This is a genomic window from Stenotrophomonas sp. 22692 (genome assembly GCF_052045015.1).
GTDB classification, from domain to species: Bacteria; Pseudomonadota; Gammaproteobacteria; order Xanthomonadales; family Xanthomonadaceae; genus Stenotrophomonas; species Stenotrophomonas geniculata.
Genome location: NZ_JBQEMR010000033.1, coordinates 1 through 18,175 on the forward strand (window position 1 = coordinate 1; position 18,175 = coordinate 18,175).

Genomic DNA, 18,175 nt, shown 5'->3' on the forward strand with positions numbered 1-18,175 from the left:
GCCATGGATGGCGCCATCGAGCCCCCATGGATGGGTTTACGGCGTGTCCTGCCCAGCCGCACCCTCCGCCTCCCAACGTATCAGGAAGGCGCTGCTGTGGCTTTGGCTGTGGCTTTGGCTGTGGCTGTGGCTCTGGCTTCGAAAAGCGGGCCGGCGGGCCGCAGGCCCGCCAGCGAATACCTCACCCCGCCACGATGTACTGCTGCAGCTGATCCAGCTCGCGCCGCTGCGCATCGATCACCGATTTCACCAGGTCGCCGATGGAAATCACCCCCAGCACCTGCGCCCCCTCCACCACCGGCAGGTGGCGGATGCGGTAATCGGTCACCAGTTGCAGGCAGTGCTCTACCTGTTCGCCCGGCGAGACCGTCACCACCTTCGCCGTCATGATCTCAGCCACCGCCGTATCCCGCGACGAACGATCACGCAGCACGATCTTGCGCGCGTAATCGCGCTCCGAAAGGATCCCGACCAGCCGCGGCCCGTCCATCACCAGCACCGCGCCAATGCCCTTTTCCGCCATCAACCGGATCGCATCGATCACCGCCGCATCCGGCGCGACCGCATGTACTTCAGGAGACTTGCCGTCCAACAGTTGCCGTACCGTGGTCATCTGCCTGCCCTCCGAGGGTGGGTTGCAGGGCCGAGTCTGCCACGGTGGATGCTAGCCACGCGTCAACCAGGTACAACGGGCGCTGCTTGGATTCCTCGTACAGCCGTCCCAGGTACTCACCGATCAGGCCCAGGGCGATCAACTGCACCCCGCCCAGGAACAGGATCACCGCCATCATCGTCGGCCAACCCGCCACCCGGTCACCGTACAGGGCCGCCTTGGCGATCACCCATACACCGAATACGAAAGCAACCGCCGCCGTGGCCAGGCCCATGTAGGTCGCCGCCCGCAGGGGAACGGTCGAGAACCCGGTGATACCTTCCAGCGCGAAGTTCCACAGCCGCCAAAGGCTGAACTTGCTGGAGCCGGCCACGCGCGCGTGGCGGTGGTAGGGCACGGCAATCCGCTTGAATCCGACCCAGCTGAAAAGACCCTTCATGAAGCGATGGCGTTCACGCATCTCGCGCAGCGCGCTCAGCGCGCGCGGCGACAGCAGGCGGAAGTCACCGGTATCGGCAGGGATCGGCGTGCGTGACAGGCGACCGATCACCCGGTAGAACGCCGCCGCCGTGGCGCGCTTGATCCAGGCCTCGCCGTCGCGGGCCATGCGCGTGCCATAGATGTTGTCATGCCCTTCGCGCCAGCGCGCAACGAACTGCGGCACCAGTTCCGGCGGGTCCTGGCCATCGGCGTCCAGGATCATCGCTGCGCCTTCGCGCACCAGATCCAGGCCGGCAGTCAGCGCAGCCTCCTTGCCGAAATTGCGCGACAGCTTCAACGCCGATACGCGCGCGTCGCCCTGCGCCAATCCTGCGATCACCTGCCAGGTCCCGTCGTGGCTGCCGTCGTCCACATACAGGATGTGACCATCGATGTCGGGCATACCATCGAGCACCGCGCACAGCCGTGGATGCAGCAGCGGCAGTGCCAGGGCCTCGTTGTAGGCGGCGATGACAAAAGTGAGCCGTTCGCGGTTCATGTCCGGATTGTACGTTGCCGGCGCGCACACGACCCGCCGCCTGCCGATCGCAGCGCGCCCGCCTCAGTCCTCCGACAGATAGGCCGCTCCGCCCAGCTGTCGTGCCTGGCGCTGGATCCATGCCGCGCGCCGCTGCACGTACGGCCCTGGCTTGGCCGCGTTGTAGCGTCGCGGTGCCGGCAACACCGCCGCCAGCCGCGCACTCTCGGCCGGACTCAACCGGGTCGCGTCCTTGCCCCAGAACGTCTGTGCCGCTGCCTGCGCGCCATATACGCCATCGCCGAACTCGGCGATGTTGGCGTACATCTCCAGGATGCGTTCCTTCGGCCACAGTGCTTCGATCAGCACCGTGTACCAGACTTCCAGGCCCTTGCGCACCCAGCTGCGGCCCTGCCAGAGGAACAGGTTCTTGGCGACCTGCTGGCTGATCGTGCTGGCCCCCCGCAGGCGCCCGCCCTTGGCGTTGTGATCGCGGGCCTTCTCGATGGCCTGCAGGTCGAAGCCGTTGTGGTCGGGAAAGCGCTGGTCCTCTGCGGCCACCAGCGAGATCGGCAGGCTCGCTGCCATCTGGTCCAGGTCGCGCCACTGGTAGTGCAGGCGATAGGACCAGTCGGCCTCGCCCAAGGCCTCGCCATAGCGCCACAGCATGACCGTGGATACCGGCGGATCGATGAACCGCAGCACCAGTACCTGCAGGCAGCTGAAAGCGGCCAGCAGCAGCGGCAGCCAGAGCAGCCGTTTCCAGCGCCAGCGCCTGCGGCGCGGGACTTCCGCGATGGCCTCCACCTTGTGCTGCTCTCCCCCTGCCCCCATTACTGGTGCATCCTTCTTCTATCTGGTTGTCGGCGCATTATCCGGCAACCGCCCTCGTTTACGCGCGATGTGAGCCGATGACCGCCAACCCCGATTCCCTGATCCGCTTCCTGCTTCCCGACGCTGGCGTCCGTGGCGTCCACGTGCGCCTGCAGGCCACCTGGCAGGAGATCCTGTCCCACGCCGAGTACCCGGATACCGCCGCCGAACTGCTCGGCGAGGCCTGCGTGGCCTCGGCGCTGTTCACCGGCCACACCAAGATCGATGGCCGCCTCTCGATCCAGCTGCGCAGCAGCACCGCCCTGCGCACCCTGTTCGCCGAGTGCACCGCCGCCGGCACCCTGCGCGGCATTGCCCAGCTCAGCGAGGGCGCCGATGCGCCGCGCGACCTGTCCCGCTTGGGTGATGACGCCCTCCTCGCGATCACCATCGAGAACCCGGGCCTGGACCCGCGCGAGCCGCAGCGCTACCAGAGCCTGGTCGCGCTGACCGCACCGGAGCTGGACGAGGCCTTCGAGGATTACTTCCGCCAGTCCGAGCAGCTGCCGACCCGCCTGCTGCTGGCCGCCGACCGCAATGGCGCCGCCGGCCTGCTGCTGCAGAAGCTGCCGGGCGACGAGGGTGACGAGGACGGCTGGGCGCGTGCCAGCGCCCTGTTCGAGACCCTGGGCAAGGCCGAGCTGCTGGCGACCCCGGCCGAGCAGCTGCTGCACCGCCTGTTCCACGAAGAGAAGCCGGAACTGATGGGCGACAAGCCGTTGTCCTTCGCCTGCTCCTGTTCCCGCGAGCGGGTCGCATCGATGCTGCAGTCGCTGGGCGAGGACGAGGCCCGTGCCGCGGCCGTGGACACCGGCGCCGTCGAGGTCCGTTGCGAATTCTGCGGGCGGGAGTATCACTTTCCTTTGACGGAGTTCGGCATACTGTTCCACGGCGCCGAGGGGACTGTACCGGCGCCCGAACGGCTTCAGTAAACGGCTTGTCTTGCATCTGGGGGGATCAAGGCTTGTTAAGAATTCATAAACACCCTAGGATCAAGTTCCCGTCTCTGCGGGAACTTCCGTTGTCCGTCCCTGTCTGAACTGGTCCGATGCGTACCTTCCTGCGTCTACCGCTGGCCCTGCTGATCGCCCTTGGCGCGATCACGGGCGTGCACGCGCAGAGCAAGGACACCCGGACCGTGCTGCCGGTGTGGAACAAGGGCAGCGGCAAGGTCGAGGCCCTGCTGTACCTGGAGCCCACGGGTGAACAGGCCGCCGGCGCCCGCTGGCACTTCGGCCGCAACTCGCTGGATGCGGCCTTCGGCCTGTCCTCCGGCGATTCACTGGGCCTGCTCTGCAACAGCAGCAGCGGGACCAGCATGAGCGGCCTGGCCAGTCATTGCATGCTGGCCAGCCTGGGTGACGACGACGACCTCAACAGCCGCCGCTTCACCGGCACCGCCGCGCTGAACCGCGGCAACAGCCGCCTCGGCATCACCGCGGGTACCGGCCGTGAAACGCTGCCGGCGTGGCTGTCCGGCCCGAACAAGACACCCTCGCTGCGCGCCGAGCAGAACGACCTGACCGTATTCGCGCAGAAGAACATCGGCCGCGAGGGTTTTGTCTCGATTGCCGGTACCTACGCCAAGGCCCGCCTGGTACCGCTGGCCGACGCCGCGCCGTCCATCGTCGACCGCTGGGACAGCAAGAGCCTGAGCATCGGCGCCGGCTACGGCAACTTCACCGGCAGCATCATCGGCCGCGTGATCGACGTACCGGGCAAGCCCGGCAAGTGGGAAGGCCTGGGCATCGGCCTGACCTGGCGTACCCCGTGGTCCGGCCAGCTTACCGTTGGCGCCGAGAACGTGATCAGCCGCGGCAAGAATCCGTTCTCCCCACGCAATGAAAGCAACGACGACGGCACCGTGCCGTACGTGCGTTACGAACAGGATCTCTGACCCCACCACGCGGGTCTTCCTGCAGTGACTCCTCCCGGGCGTCGAAAGGCGCCCGTTGCGTATGCGCGATCGTGATACACGTCAAGCGCTTTTGGACGAATTGGATACCGCGCAATTCATGTCGACATACTGCGATACACACCAATGGAAACTTTTTTCATCACTTTGCTCTAACAAACGAGACACGGTGATCGCACATGCAATTCAAGTCATTGATTTTGTGCATTAATTTTCATTTTTACCAAAATCACAGACTTGATTAACGCAGCTTTAATTCTTGGCGAACGCCCGCTACTATCGGCTCAGCCCTTGCGATTTGGGAGCGCTTTTCGCTCCCCCGCCGGGCATTAACCCAGCCAAGATTTCTTGGAGAGAGAGAGCCAATGAATTTCCAGTCCAACAAGCTGCGCGATGCCGTTCTGGTCGCGCTCGTTGCCGGTGTGGCGTCCACTGCCACCGCCCAGGCCCAGGAAGCGACCAACCTTGACCGCATCTCGGTCACCGGTTCGCGCATCAAGAGCACCGACATCGAAACCTCGCAGCCGGTCCTGAGCCTGACCCGCGCCGATATCGAAAAGCAGGGCGTGACCTCGGTCGCCGACATCCTGCAGCGCGTTGCCGCCAACGGTGCCGCCCTGAACCGTACGTTCAACAACGGTGGTGATGGTTCGGCCGGCATCAGCCTGCGCAACCTCGGTTCTGCGCGCACCCTGGTGCTGGTCAACGGCCGCCGCTGGACCACCGGCCTGGATGGCAGCGTCGATCTGAACACCATCCCGACCGCGATGATCGAGCGCATCGACATCCTGAAGGACGGTGCATCGACCATCTACGGTTCGGACGCGATCGCCGGCGTGGTGAACATCATCACCAAGCAGAACTTCGATGGCGCGGAAGCCAACTTCTACAAGGGCCAGTACAGCGCTGGTGACGGCGAACGCGAAGCGGCCGACTTCACCATCGGCACCACCACCGACCGTGCGTCGGTGATGCTGGGTGTCTCCTACGTGAAGGAAGACAAGGTCATGGCTGGTGATCGCAAGATCTCTGCCGGTGGCCCGCCGTTCTTCGACGGCCAGAGCAGCACCGGCATGCCGGGTTCCTACCTGCGCAATGACGAACGCTATGTCCAGATCAACGGTGTGGAAACGCCGTTCAACGCCAACGCCCACGGCTACAACACCGCACCGGACAACTACCTGCTGACCCCGCAGGAGCGTACCTCGCTGTTCGCATCGGGCTCGTACAACGTCACCGACAACATCACCTTCCGCACCGAGGCGATGTACAACGAGCGCAAGTCCGAGCAGCTGCTGGCTGCCATGCCGGTGACCGGCATGGACCTGAGCAAGGACAGCATGTACAACCCGACCGGTGAAGACCTGACCGGCGTCAACCGTCGCTTCAACGAGAGCGGCGGCCGTTCGTTCAACCAGAACGTCAAGAACTGGCACTTCTACGGTGGTTTCGAGGGCTTCTTCGAATTCGCCGACCGCAACTTCGACTGGGACGTCGGCTACCGCTACGACAAGACCGACCAGAACGACCTGACCTATGGCCTGTTCAACCTGGCCAACCTGCGCAACGCTTATGGTCCGTCCGAGCTTCGTGGTGGCGTGCCGGTGTGCGTTACCGCTCCGGGTGGCGACATCATCCAGGGCTGCGTACCGGTCAACGCGCTGGGTCCGGAAGGCTCGATCAGCCAGGGCGCCATCGACTACACCTCGTTCACCGCCCACGACTCCTCCAGCCTGGTGTCCAAGGGCTACTACGCCAACATCTCCGGTGAAATCGCCCAGCTGCCGGCAGGTGCCCTGGCGTTCGCCGCGGGCTACGAGTACCGCAAGGAATCCGGCCAGTTCGATCCGGACGCCTTCATTGCTGCGGGCCTGAGCACCGGCAACGGCGCCAAGCCGACCAAGGGCAGCTATGACCTGGACGAGTTCTTCCTGGAACTGTCGATCCCGGTGCTGGCCGATCTGCCGGGCGCCAAGCTGCTCGACTTCAGCGCGGCAACCCGCTACTCGAAGTACAGCAACTTCGGCAACACCACCAACAACAAGTTCGGCTTCCGCTGGAAGCCGATCGACGACCTGATGATCCGCGGTAACTACTCGGAAGGCTTCCGCGCGCCGAGCATCAGCAACCTGTACGCGGGCGACGGCGACTCGTTCGAAACCTACGCTGACCCGTGCGCGGCCGCCAATGGCCCGACCGGTGCAGTGCTGGCGCAATGTATTGCCCAGGGTGTTCCGGCTGGCTTCGTGCAGCCCAATACCCGCGACGATGATGGCGTGCCGCAGTCCGGTGCCGCCCAGACCGCCGAACCGTTCACCTGGAAGTCCAACCCGAACCTGAAGCCGGAAACCTCGACCAGCAAGACGCTGGGCCTGGTGTGGAGCCCGAGCTTCGTGACCGGCCTGAACGTCACCCTGGACTGGTGGCAGATCAAGATCGAGGACGCCATCACCCGTCCGGCGATCCAGGACATCATGAACTACTGCTACGGCGGTTCGCCGGCTGAGCAGGCAGCCTACTGCGGCCTGATCACCCGTGACCCGACCTACGGCACCACCGCCGAGCACTACACCATCACCAACGTCAACATGCCGCTGCAGAACCTGGCATCGTACAAGGTGGAAGGCTGGGATCTGGGCATCCTGTACCGCCTGCCGGAAACCTCGTTCGGCCAGTTCACTGTCACCCTCGACAGCACCTATCTGAGCAAGTGGGAAACCAAGGCCACGGAAGACTCGCAGGTCGAAGGTCGCCAGGGACGTTACCTCGACCAGGATCCGTACTGGCGCATCCGTTCCAACCTGTACGTCGACTGGTCCTATGGTGATTTCGGCGTCAACTACGGCCTGCGTTACAAGTCGGGGATGACCGAGTCGTGCCTGCTGGGTGGTTCGCTGCGCAACTACTGCTCGGATCCCGAGAACCGCGAAAACCACATGGGCGCCACCACCTACCACGACGTCCAGTTCCGCTACAACACGCCGTGGAAGGGCACCATCATGGTCGGCCTGAACAACGTGTGGGACAAGAACCCGCCGGTCTCGTACTCGACCTCGTACAACATGTTCGACCCGCAGTACGACCTGCCGGGCCGCTACATGTACATGCAGTACAAGCAGAAGTTCTGATCGATCCACTGATCAGCTGATGCAGCAACGGCCCCGCAAGGGGCCGTTGTTTTTTGTGTGTTCCAGCAGTGTTCCAGGTTGCGGCAGCACCAACGGAAAAGGCCGCGGCATTGCCGCGGCCTTTCTGTACTCAACGCAGCAACAACGCTCAACCGTTCGGAATCAGCGTCTCGATGAGATGCTCGACATAGGCTTCGAAATCCTCGCGCGCCTGCTTGGGCTGCTGCAGCTGCAGGGACAGCTGCAGGAAGCCGACATAGGCGGCGTAGGCCAGGCGTGCGCGATGGCGTGCATCGGTCGAGCTGAGCCCTGCCTGGCGGAACGAGGCGATCAGATAGTCGAGGCGGCGCTGCGACACGCGGTCGATCACCGGCCGCACCATCGGATGGTCCAATGCCTTCAGCAGCTCGCTGTAGATGATGTGCGGCTGCACTTCATGCGCCACCATCTGGAACAGCTGGCGCAGGCGCACGCGCGGGTCCGGTACGTCTTCCAGGCTGCCGAACACCTGTTCCTGTTCGAACAGTTCCCAGCGTTCCAGCGCGGCCTGCAACAAGGCGTCACGCGAGGGGAAATGCCAATAGAAACTGCCCTTGGTCACGCCGAGTCGCCGCGCCAGCGGTTCCACCGCAACGGCGCCTACGCCTTGTTCAGCAATCAGGTCGAGGGCCGCCTGGGCCCAGTCTTCGGCACTCAGGCGGCTGTTGCGGCCGGCGCGCGGTTCGCCGGCGGAAGCGTCAGGTTGATTCATGGGCTGATTTAACCATACGCCGGGGTTCGTTGCAGTACGCCGTTGCGGTCGAAACCGCCAAAGGCCTCTCCTGCAGGCCTGTCGCACTGCACCATACGATGCAGTATTGACTTCCCTCACAGGCGATCCATACTAGCAAGTATGGTTACATCCCCTACTCCCGCTGCGTTCCATGACCTGCGCCTGGAGGCGGCCCATGGCGCCCGCCTCGCCGCCACTGCCAGCGACCACGGTCGCCGTGGCCGGGTGCTGTTCGCGCACGGCTTCGGCCAGACCCGTCATGCCTGGAATGCCACCGCGCGTGCCCTGTCTGCAGCCGGCCTGCAGACCCTGGCTTATGACGCACGCGGCCACGGCGATTCGGACTGGAATGCCGCCGACCTGCCCTACCACGGCGAACAGTTCGCCGATGACCTGATCGTGCTGGCCGGCGAGCAGCCGCGCCCGCCGGTGCTGGTCGCAGCCTCGATGGGCGGCCTGTTCGGCCTGCTGGCCGAATCGCGCTGGCCGGGCCTGTTCTCGGCGATGGTGCTGGTCGACATCACCCCGCGTTGGGATACCGCCGGTGTTGAACGCATCCTGGCCTTCATGACCGCCCATCCCGACGGCTTCGCCTCGCTCACCCAGGCCGCCGACGTGATCTCGGCCTACATGCCGCACCGCCCGCGCAAATCCGAGCAGTCGCTGCGCGCCCTGCTGCGCGAGGACGGCCATGGCCGCTGGCGCTGGCACTGGGATCCGCGACTCGTGGCCGAACTGGCTCGCGACAGCGAGCAGCACCAGGATGCACTGGCCGAGGCCGCGCGGCAGGTGAAGTGCCCGCTGCTGCTGGTCAGCGGCGGCCGCAGCGACCTGGTCACGCCGCAGACCGTGGCCGAATTCCTGGCGTTGGCGCCGCACGCGCGCCATGTACAGCTGCCGCAGGCCACGCACATGGTCGCCGGCGATGACAACGACGCCTTTACCGCTACTGTGTTGGACTATCTGGACGTGTTGCCCGCAGCAGACGCTGCGGCTTCGTCCGCCACAAACGAGCACGTCACCGGAGCACGCTCATGAGCATCGTTCTTCCCTTCCTCGCCCTGCTGCTGGCAGGCGCGTTCGTCGCCTACCACCGCATGCGGCTGGTTACCTGGACGCTGATCAGCGTGGCCCTGCTGGCCGCCTGCTGGTTCATTCCCTACGTCAACCAGACCGCCACGATCGTCGCGGCCGCCGTGCTTGCCGTCATCGCCGTGCCGCTGCTGCTGCCGTTCATCCGCAAGCCGCTGCTGACCGGCCCGATGATGAAGGTGTTCCGCAAGGTGCTGCCGCCGCTGTCGCAGACCGAGCGCATCGCGCTGGAAACCGGCTCGGTCGGCTTCGAGGGCGAACTGTTCACCGGTGATCCGGACTGGAACATCCTGCTCAACTATCCCAAGCCGCAGCTGACCGCCGAAGAACAGGCCTTCCTCGATGGCCCGGTGGAAGAGCTGTGCACCATGGTCAACGACTGGGAAATCACCCACGTCCATGCCGACCTGCCGCCGGAGCTGTGGGCCTTCATCAAGAAGAACAAGTTCTTCGGCATGATCATCCCGAAGGAATACGGCGGCCTGGGCTTCTCCGCACTGGCCCACCACAAGGTCATCCAGAAGCTGGCCTCGGTGTCTTCGGTGGTCAGCTCCACCGTCGGCGTGCCGAACTCGCTGGGCCCGGGTGAACTGCTGGTGCATTACGGCACCCAGGAACAGAAGGACCAGTACCTGCCGCGCCTGGCCGATGGTCGCGAGGTGCCCTGCTTCGGCCTGACCGGTCCGTTCGCCGGTTCCGACGCCACCTCCATTCCGGACTACGGCATCGTCTGCAAGGGCGAGTGGAACGGCGAGCAGGTGCTCGGCGTCAAGCTGACCTTCGACAAGCGCTACATCACCCTGGCGCCGGTCGCATCGCTGATCGGCCTGGCCTTCCGCATGTACGACCCGGATGGCCTGATCGGCGATACCCGCGACATCGGCATCACCCTGGGCCTGCTGCCGCGCGACACCGCTGGTGTTGAAATCGGCCGTCGCCACTTCCCGCTGAACTCGACCTTCCAGAACGGTCCGATCCGCGGCAAGGACGTGTTCATTCCGTTGACCCAGCTGATCGGTGGCGCAGCCATGGCCGGCAAGGGCTGGAACATGCTCAACGAGTGCCTGGCCGTGGGCCGCTCGATCACGCTGCCGTCCACCGCCAGTGGCGGTGCCAAGGCCGGTGCCGCCGTCACCGGCGCCTACGCACGCATCCGCAAGCAGTTCGGCCTGTCGGTCGGCCGCTTCGAGGGCGTGGAAGAAGCGCTGGCCCGCATCGGCGGCAAGGCCTACAAGATCAGCGCGCTGTCGCAGGCCACCGCCGCGGCGGTCGACCGTGGTGACGTGCCGTCGGTGCCGTCGGCGATCGCCAAGTACCACTGCACCAACATGAGCCGCGAGGTGATCTCGGACATGATGGACGTGATCGGCGGCAAGGGCATCATCCTGGGGCCGCGCAACTTCGCCGGCCGCAGCTGGCAGGCCGCGCCGATCGCGATCACCGTGGAAGGCGCCAACATCATGACCCGCAGCCTGCTGATCTTCGGCCAGGGTGCGATCCTCTGCCACCCGTGGGTGCTGAAGGAAATGAAGGCCGCGCAGGATCCGGACACCCGTGCCGGCCTGCAGGAGTTCGACCGCAGCCTGTTCGGCCACATCCGCTTCGGTATCTCCAATGCCGTGCGTTCGTTCTGGTTCGGCCTGACCGGCGCGCGCTTCGGCGCCGCCCCGGGCGACGCCTATACCCGCCGCTACTTCCGCAAGCTGGACCGTTACTCGGCCAACCTGGCGCTGATGGCCGATATCTCGATGATGACCCTCGGCGGCAAGCTGAAGTTCAAGGAATCGCTGTCAGGCCGCCTGGGCGATGTGCTGAGCCACGTCTACATGACCAGCGCCATGCTCAAGCGCTACCACGACGAAGGCGCACCGCAGGCCGACCAGCCGCTGCTGGCCTGGGCCTTCCATGACAGCGTGCACAAGATCGAGGAATCGCTGTCGGCCGCGCTGCGCAACTTCCCGATCCGTCCGATCGGCTGGCTGATGTGGGCGCTGATCTTCCCGCTGGGCCGTCGTGCCGAGGCTCCGGGCGACCGTCTGAGCCGCCGCGTCGCCGCCCTGCTGATGGCGCCGAACGAAGCGCGTGATCGTCTGGCCAGCGGCGTGTTCCTGACCCCGTGCGAGAACAACCCGGGTGGCCGCATCAACAGCTACCTGAGCAAGGCGATCATGGCCGAGCCGGTGGAACGCAAGTTCCTCAAGGCGCTGAAGAGCAAGGGCATCGAAGCGCTGGACTTCAAGGCCCAGCTGGACGAAGCCGTGGCCGAGGGCGTGATCACCCAGGACGAGCGCAGCCTGCTGGAAGAGCTGCGCACGCTGACCCTGGACACCATCACCGTGGACGATTTCGACACCCACGAGCTGCGCGCGGCCAGCTACTACGACCGCCAGCACAAGGATCCGCATTCGCAGGCGGCCTGATTGCCCGCGACACGCGTTGCCTTCGACGGCGGGCCTCGGCCCGCCGTCGTTCTATCCGCCGACCGGAAACCGCTCATGTCCACGCCCCTGCTTTCGCTCTACCGCCGCCTGCAGCGCTGGCCCGCCGGCAACTGGCTGTTCTCGCGCGCGGTCTGCTTCAAGGCGCCCTACTTCGCCAGCATCGCACCGCGCATCACCCGCCTGGAACACGGCCGCTGCGAAGGCACGCTGGCCGATCGCCGCAAGGTGCGCAACCACATCGGCACGGTGCATGCGATCGCGATGTGCAACCTGGCCGAGCTGACCGCCGGGCTGATGGTGGACGCCAGCCTGCCGGCAGACATGCGCTGGATCCCCAAGGGCATGGACGTGAAATACCAGGCCAAGGCCTTGGGCACGTTGAAGGCCGTGGCGACGCCAGTGTTGTCCATCGTCAGTGCTGCGGACGGCTACGACCTGCCGGTGAAGGTCAGCGTGACCGATGCGGCAGGGACCGAGGTGTTCCATGCGACCATCGCGATGTGGGTATCGCCACGTCCTCCGCGCACAGGCTGATCAACCATGACGACCACTGAACTGCTGGTGCGCCTGGCAGGCATTCACAGCTTGGGGTTTGCCGCCTTCCATCTGGCGTTCTGGCGGCTGTTCGGCTGGAAACGCGAGCTCGCCCAGCTCGGCACGGCCAATCGCGCGATCATGCAGATCCTGAATCTGCGCGTGATCTATGTGTTCCTGGGAATGGGGCTGATCGCGCTGATCTTTGCCCCGGACCTGGTCGACACTCGTCTGGGGGTGGTCCTGCTGGGCTTCATGGCGGTGTTCTGGGTGGGCCGCACGCTTGAACAATTCGTCTTCCTGCGTATCAACGACTGGCGCGTACACCTGCTGACAGGCCTGTTCGTGCTGGGTGCGGCGCTGCATGCCGTGCCAATGTGGCTGGGCTTCATGCGCGCCATCAGCCGCTGAGCGATGGCGCTTGCCAGCACGCGCCCACTTCAGAGCACTCGCAACACCAGTGCCAGGATCGCCGGTACGGCCTGGATCATGAATATGCGCGGGCTTACGCTCCATGCGCCATAGGCCCCCGCCACCACCACGCAGCCCAACGAGAACGTCACCAGCACCGGCTGCGCCATCACCAGCCCCAACACGATGCCCGCCGCCAGGAAGCCGTTGTACAGGCCCTGGTTGGCCGCCAGCACGCGCGTGGTCTCCGCCTTCTCCGGCGTGTTGCGGAACGTCTTCAAGCCCAGCGGACGGGTCCACAGGAACATCTCCAGCACCAGGAAGTACAGGTGCAGCACCGCGACCAGCACGGTCAGCAGCAGCGCGATCAGCGACATGGTTTCTCTCCTCGAAATGACTGGACGGGATCAGCGGTCGCGCGGCAGCTTTTTTTCTTCGCGCAGTACACCAAACGCGGCAGCGGTCATGCACGCAGCAACCACCACGCCACCGATGAACACCACATGTGAACCAAACAGCGACAAGCCCTTGTGCACCCACGCAAAGCTCAGGTCCGCGCCGCGGTACACCACCGTATCGATGGCCGCGCCGGCCTTGTAACGCCACTGCCGGTCCACGCGGGTATAGATGGTTTCACGTGCCGGCTTGGCCAATGCGAACTCGCTGGCGCGGGTCATCACCTGCACCACGGCCACCATCAACGGCATGGGTGAAGCGGCAAGCACCGAGAAGCCGATCAGGATCGCAAAGCCAGGGATCAACAGGGCCGGCGCGATGCCGTGGCGCGACAGCAGCCAGCGGGTCAGGCCCAGCTGCATCAGCAGCGCCAGTGCGTTCACTGCCAGGTCGATGCGCGAGAAGAACGCGGTGGCGGCGCCTGCATCATTGAATGAGGCACGCACGATAGTGGCCTGCTGGTTGTACAGAAGGGTGCCAATGCCCACACCGAACAGCACCATGATCGCCAGCCAACGCAGCAGGGGTTCGCGAACGATCAGCTTGAGGCCGTCGAGCACACTACCGCCCATCGGTTTTTCTCCCGACACCAGCCGCTGCTCACGCTCGCGCAGCACCGCCCAGTGCCGCAAGCGCCAGATGCAGAACAGGCAGACCATCAGGAATCCGGTGGATACCAGCATCAGGTTGGCAATACCCACCCGCTGCACCAGCACACTGGTGATGAACGGCCCGAGGAAGGCACCGATGGTGCCGGCCGCGCCGATGTATCCGTAGAAGGCACGCGCCTGCGCGTTTGAAAAGACGTCGGCCATGAAGCTCCAGAACACCGCCACGGCGAACAGGTTGAAAACGCTGATCCAGAAGAAGAAGGCCATGCCGCGCCCCGGCACGTTGCTATCGAACAACGCATAGAAAACCAGCAGAGTGACGATGAAGAACCCATACACCGCCGGCAGGAACACCCGCCGCGGGAAGCGGCTGACCAGCCAGCCGTACACCGGCTGCAGTACCAGCATGATCACGAACACGCAGGAGAACAGGAACTGCAGGACGAAGTCCTTCAGCGCGATGCCATGGCTGGCAAACCAGGCGATCAGCATCGGCGGGAACACGGTCTCCAGGTCAGCCGAGGCAGCCATCGCCTCACGCACCGGGCGCAGCACGTAGTAGCCACTGAGCAGGCAGAAGAAGTACAGGAACGACCACCACAGCGCCGGCGACTCACGCAGTGCCACCGTCAGCCCACGCAGCGGCCCCTTGCCCTTCACCGCGCTCACGCGGCGTCCCTCGCCAGAAGACGGCGGTTGGACAGCGGCATGGCAGGCTCCGGGGGCGGTGAAGCGCGTACGTTAGCCAATGCACTGCAACATCGCCAGCAGCCACCACGCAGAAGGCTGCAACGCAGTGTCACGGCCCCACCCATACGACACGTTCCGATACATGCATTCTGGGCGTCAAAATTCCAACTTTTTCAACGAGATGCGCATTCATCTTCGCTTTGTTTGTGCACAAGGGAAAAGCGGCGCTAGAATCGCAATCAGCAGTCGCGCACGGGTCTCCACGATGAAAAAGAACAGCCTGCGTCGTCCGATCCGTTCGGCGGCCACCGGTTTGCTGGGCATGTTGATGCCCGTTGCCTTGTCCACCACCGCGCAGACCCCGCCGCCATTGCCGCCGATGCCGGCCAACATCGAATCCGCCGCCACCGCCGTCGCCCACACGCAGCCCGCCGCCTACCGCACCGGCCTGGTGCCGCAGGTGCAGCTGCCGGCGGCCGGCTTCAACGTGGCCAATATCGAATCGATGGCGCAGCAGCTTACCTATGGCGAGCGCGTGCCGGGCATGGCGGTGGCCATCGTGCAGGGCGGGCGCATCCTCAGCGCGCGCGGCTATGGCGTTACCGACGTCAACAACCCGCTGCCGGTCGATGCCCACACCGTGTTCCGCCTGGCCTCGCTGTCCAAGGCCTTCGCCGGCACCATGGCCGGCCTGCTGGTCAACGACGGCACGCTGCGCTGGGACAGCAAGGTCACCGACTATGTGCCGGGCTTCCGCCTGAACTCGCCGGAAGCGACCGATCGCCTGACCGTGGCCGACGTGCTCAGCCATCGCGTCGGCCTGCCCTACAACGCCTACGACCGCGACATCGAAGGCAACGCCGAGTACTACTCGCTGACCCAGAAGCTGGCCAACACCAGCCTGAAGTGCCTGCCGGGCGACTGCTACGCCTACCAGAACGTGGCCTTCAGCCTGATCGGCGACGTCGTCTATGCCGCCTCCGGCAGCTTCTACGAGCAGTCGGTCGAGCGCCGCATCTTCAAGCCGCTGGGCATGAACGATGCCAGCCTTGGCCTGGCTGGCATCCAGGCCAGCTCGCGCTGGGCGCGTCCGCACGTGCGCAGCCGCAATGGCTGGGTGTCGCTGACACCGAAGCCGACCTACTACCGCGTCGCCCCGGCCGCCGGCGTCAACGCCAGCGCCAGCGACATGGCGCAATGGCTGCTGGCCCACACCGGCCACCGCCCGGACGTGCTGCCGGCACCGCTGCTGGCCACCCTGCACTCCAGCCTGATCAACACCCCCGGGGAGATGCGTTCGGGCTGGCGACGCGAGCGCCTGCATTCGGCCGGCTACGCGCTGGGCTGGCGTACCTTCGACTACGCCGGGCACGACGTGGTGTTCCATGCCGGCGCCGTGCAGGGCTATCGCGGCCTGGTCGCGCTGGTGCCGGAACGCGATCTCGGCATCGCCATCCTCTGGAATGGCGAAAGCGGCCTGCCCAGCGGCCTGCTGCCGACCGTGCTCGATTCCGCGCTCGGCCTGCCGGCGCAGCGCTGGCTGGATGTGGACACCGACTTCGGCAGCGACAACCTGATGGCCGAGGGCGCAAGCCCGGCGCAGCAGGACAAGCGCAAGGGCAAGGGTGCCTCGAGCAACCGCGCGGTGGCGTCCCCGCGCTGATCAGGCGGGCTCGACCGTAAACATGAAGGGCGGCCTGAGGGCTGCCCTTTTTGTTGTTGTGTAGCGCCGAGCCGTGATCGGCTGAGCGGAATTCTGGCGCGAGGCAGCCGAGCATGGGCTCGGCTCTACAGCTCCGCAGCGCTAATGCGCGAAGTAGTGCATGCCGCCATCCACCGGAATCACCGCACCGGTGATGTAGCCGGCCAGCGGCGAAGCCAGGAAGGCCACCAGCGGCGCCACTTCGTCCGGCTCGCCGAAGCGCCCGATCGGAATGTTGCGTGCAATGAACTCGCGCCGGCTTTCCTCGGTGGGATGCAGGCGATCAAGAATCTGCGGGCTGTTGATGCGCCCCGGTGCAATCGCATTCACCGTAATCCCCTGCCCGGCCACCTCCGACGACAACCCCTTGCTCCACAGATGCAGCGCCGCCTTCGCCGCGGTGGCGGCATTCACCGAACGTGGCTCCATCGAACCGCTGAAATTGATCACCCGCCCCCATGCCTGCGCCTGCATGCCGGGCAACAGCGTCTGGGTCAGCCGTCGTGCGGCGGAGAAGTTCAGGGCGATCGCTTCCTCCCAGACCTCGTCATCGGCATCCACCGTGGTCGGCCGGGAGCCCCCTGCGGCATTGACCAGGATGTCCACGCGCTGCAATGCCTCCCGGGATGCCTCCGCGATGGACCGGACGTCGTCGGCGACGGTGACATCGCCGACCACGATGACCGGTGCCGCGCCGCCTTCGGCTTCGATCCGCGCCGCCAGCGCCTGCAGGGGCGCGCGCTGCCGCGACGTGATGGCGACGCGCACGCCCTGGGCCGCCAGATGCCTGGCGACGGCGGCACCGATGCCACTGCCCGCCCCCGTGACCAATGCGGTACGGCCTGCAAGATTCAAGTCCATGGTGTTCTCCTGTCCACGTGGCCGGCCAATCCAGCCCTTGCACGACATGCTGTTTGATCACCCCTGATTGATAAACTCCGCGCAGGTTTCAGCATTCAACACCCGGAGTGTCAGATGAACCTGCTGGAAAGCATGCAGGTCTACGTGCTGATCGTGGACAAGGGCAGCCTCAGTGCAGCGGCGGCGGCGATGGATATCTCCGCGACGATGGTCGGCAAGCATCTGCGCGCATTGGAGGCACGGTTGGGCATGCAGTTGTTGAGCCGTACCACCCGGCGCCAGCATATGACGCCCTTCGGCGAGGACTACTACACCCGCTGCCGGGAGATCCTGCGCCTGGTGGAAGAAACCGATGCGCAGGCGCAGCACCAGCAGCTGGCACCGGCGGGTACGCTGCGCATCAGTGCGCCGGTGATCTTCGGCACGCATGCGCTGGTACCGGCACTGGCCGAGTACATGGCGCGCCATCCGGAGGTCCGGGTCGAAGCCACGCTGACCGACCGCGTGGTCGACCTCGCCGAGGAGGGTTTCGAAGCGGCGCTGCGCATCGGCACGCTGGCCGACAGCAGCATGCTGGTGGCGCGTGCGCTGGCACCGTATCGCTTGATGATGTGCGCATCGCCCGGATACCTCGCCCGGCACGGTACGCCCTCCGACCTGCAGGCGCTTGCCCGGCACCAATGCCTGTCCTTCGAACCCAGCGCACTGGCGCAGTGGCTGCAGGTCGATGCTGGCGGGCTTGAGCGTGTGCCCGACGGCCGGCTGCAGATCAACAACGGCGAAGCACTGCGCACGGCGGCGCTGCATGGGCTGGGCATCGTGCTGCAGTCGGCACTGCTGCTGGCTGCCGACGTCGACGCCGGACGTCTGGTGCAGCTGTTCCCGGAGCATGGCCAGACCGGTCGGCCGATGCACGTGGTCTACGCCCACGATCGCTACCACTCGACCCGCCTGCGCAGCTTCCTGGACTTCCTGGTGGAGCGCTTTCCACCGGCGCCGCACCGCTAGCGTCGACCGTCAGAAAAGCCGTCGGGCATGGCCCGACGCTACAAACCGCTCCATAAAAAAACCCCCTCCCCGCTGGGCAGCCAGGGAAGGGGGTTTCAGGATGCGGCTAT

The 18,175-nt window shown here is 65.4% G+C and carries 16 protein-coding genes; 9 read left to right on the top strand and 7 right to left on the bottom strand.

The genetic code is table 11. The features are described from left to right. Nucleotides 1-181: 181 nt before the first annotated feature. The 3 genes from ACTJJM_RS17025 to mtgA all read right to left on the bottom strand — a co-directional run bounded on the left by ACTJJM_RS17025 (nucleotide 182) and on the right by mtgA (nucleotide 2,405). The gene (locus tag ACTJJM_RS17025) at nucleotides 182-613 is read right to left on the bottom strand and encodes a CBS domain-containing protein (RefSeq protein WP_019336409.1); all 432 of its coding nucleotides are present in this window, start codon (nucleotides 611-613) and stop codon (nucleotides 182-184) included. After that, entirely contained in the window at nucleotides 573-1,592 is a 1,020-nt protein-coding gene (locus ACTJJM_RS17030; protein WP_053443387.1) for a glycosyltransferase family 2 protein, read from the bottom strand. Before ACTJJM_RS17030 ends, ACTJJM_RS17025 begins: the two co-directional genes overlap by 41 nt. Before the next feature lie 63 nt (nucleotides 1,593-1,655). Continuing rightward, entirely contained in the window at nucleotides 1,656-2,405 is a 750-nt protein-coding gene (gene mtgA, locus ACTJJM_RS17035; RefSeq protein ID WP_440865836.1) for a monofunctional biosynthetic peptidoglycan transglycosylase, read from the bottom strand. Between the two features lie 77 nt (nucleotides 2,406-2,482). Here mtgA and hslO point away from each other — a divergent pair, with 77 nt between their 5' ends. The 3 genes from hslO to ACTJJM_RS17050 all read left to right on the top strand — a co-directional run bounded on the left by hslO (nucleotide 2,483) and on the right by ACTJJM_RS17050 (nucleotide 7,487). Further along, on the top strand, nucleotides 2,483-3,376 hold the full coding sequence (hslO, locus tag ACTJJM_RS17040) for an Hsp33 family molecular chaperone HslO (protein ID WP_010482737.1): 894 nt from the start codon (nucleotides 2,483-2,485) through the stop codon (nucleotides 3,374-3,376). Between the two features lie 116 nt (nucleotides 3,377-3,492). Then, on the top strand, nucleotides 3,493-4,341 hold the full coding sequence (locus ACTJJM_RS17045) for an XOO1806 family protein (protein WP_010482736.1): 849 nt from the start codon (nucleotides 3,493-3,495) through the stop codon (nucleotides 4,339-4,341). Nucleotides 4,342-4,724: 383 nt separating this feature from the next. Then, entirely contained in the window at nucleotides 4,725-7,487 is a 2,763-nt protein-coding gene (locus ACTJJM_RS17050) for a TonB-dependent receptor domain-containing protein (RefSeq protein WP_049454381.1), read from the top strand. Nucleotides 7,488-7,635: 148 nt separating this feature from the next. Here the strand turns inward: ACTJJM_RS17050 and ACTJJM_RS17055 are convergent, their stop codons facing one another. Then, on the bottom strand, nucleotides 7,636-8,238 hold the full coding sequence (locus tag ACTJJM_RS17055) for a TetR/AcrR family transcriptional regulator (protein WP_006464233.1): 603 nt from the start codon (nucleotides 8,236-8,238) through the stop codon (nucleotides 7,636-7,638). Nucleotides 8,239-8,379: 141 nt separating this feature from the next. Here ACTJJM_RS17055 and ACTJJM_RS17060 point away from each other — a divergent pair, with 141 nt between their 5' ends. The 4 genes from ACTJJM_RS17060 to ACTJJM_RS17075 all read left to right on the top strand — a co-directional run bounded on the left by ACTJJM_RS17060 (nucleotide 8,380) and on the right by ACTJJM_RS17075 (nucleotide 12,737). After that, complete coding sequence (locus ACTJJM_RS17060) at nucleotides 8,380-9,297, top strand: alpha/beta fold hydrolase (protein WP_043399152.1); 918 nt, start codon at nucleotides 8,380-8,382, stop codon at nucleotides 9,295-9,297. After that, on the top strand, nucleotides 9,294-11,771 hold the full coding sequence (locus ACTJJM_RS17065; protein ID WP_043399155.1) for an acyl-CoA dehydrogenase: 2,478 nt from the start codon (nucleotides 9,294-9,296) through the stop codon (nucleotides 11,769-11,771). The genes ACTJJM_RS17060 and ACTJJM_RS17065 overlap by 4 nt, the downstream gene beginning before the upstream one ends. Before the next feature lie 75 nt (nucleotides 11,772-11,846). After that, nucleotides 11,847-12,326 (top strand): hotdog fold domain-containing protein, encoded by a 480-nt coding sequence (locus tag ACTJJM_RS17070; RefSeq protein ID WP_057503480.1) that lies wholly within the window; start codon nucleotides 11,847-11,849, stop codon nucleotides 12,324-12,326. Nucleotides 12,327-12,353: 27 nt separating this feature from the next. Then, on the top strand, nucleotides 12,354-12,737 hold the full coding sequence (locus tag ACTJJM_RS17075; RefSeq protein ID WP_238794406.1) for a hypothetical protein: 384 nt from the start codon (nucleotides 12,354-12,356) through the stop codon (nucleotides 12,735-12,737). Nucleotides 12,738-12,766: 29 nt separating this feature from the next. Here the strand turns inward: ACTJJM_RS17075 and ACTJJM_RS17080 are convergent, their stop codons facing one another. After that, nucleotides 12,767-13,114, bottom strand: a complete 348-nt coding sequence (locus tag ACTJJM_RS17080; RefSeq protein WP_191849829.1) for a DUF1304 domain-containing protein — start codon at nucleotides 13,112-13,114, stop codon at nucleotides 12,767-12,769. A 30-nt stretch (nucleotides 13,115-13,144) separates the two neighbouring features. Then, nucleotides 13,145-14,473, bottom strand: a complete 1,329-nt coding sequence (locus tag ACTJJM_RS17085) for an NTP/NDP exchange transporter (RefSeq protein ID WP_053443390.1) — start codon at nucleotides 14,471-14,473, stop codon at nucleotides 13,145-13,147. A gap of 286 nt (nucleotides 14,474-14,759) precedes the next feature. Between ACTJJM_RS17085 and ACTJJM_RS17090 the strand changes: the two genes are divergently transcribed. After that, a complete protein-coding gene (locus ACTJJM_RS17090) occupies nucleotides 14,760-16,157 on the top strand; it encodes a serine hydrolase domain-containing protein (RefSeq protein WP_440865837.1) in 1,398 nt (465 codons plus the stop codon). Between the two features lie 141 nt (nucleotides 16,158-16,298). On the opposite strand, the gene ACTJJM_RS17095 is transcribed toward ACTJJM_RS17090, so the two are convergent. Continuing rightward, the gene (locus ACTJJM_RS17095; RefSeq protein WP_099560659.1) at nucleotides 16,299-17,057 is read right to left on the bottom strand and encodes an SDR family oxidoreductase; all 759 of its coding nucleotides are present in this window, start codon (nucleotides 17,055-17,057) and stop codon (nucleotides 16,299-16,301) included. A gap of 114 nt (nucleotides 17,058-17,171) precedes the next feature. Here ACTJJM_RS17095 and ACTJJM_RS17100 point away from each other — a divergent pair, with 114 nt between their 5' ends. After that, nucleotides 17,172-18,065, top strand: coding sequence for a LysR family transcriptional regulator (locus ACTJJM_RS17100; protein ID WP_019338692.1), 894 nt, complete (start codon nucleotides 17,172-17,174; stop codon nucleotides 18,063-18,065). Nucleotides 18,066-18,175: the final 110 nt, after the last annotated feature.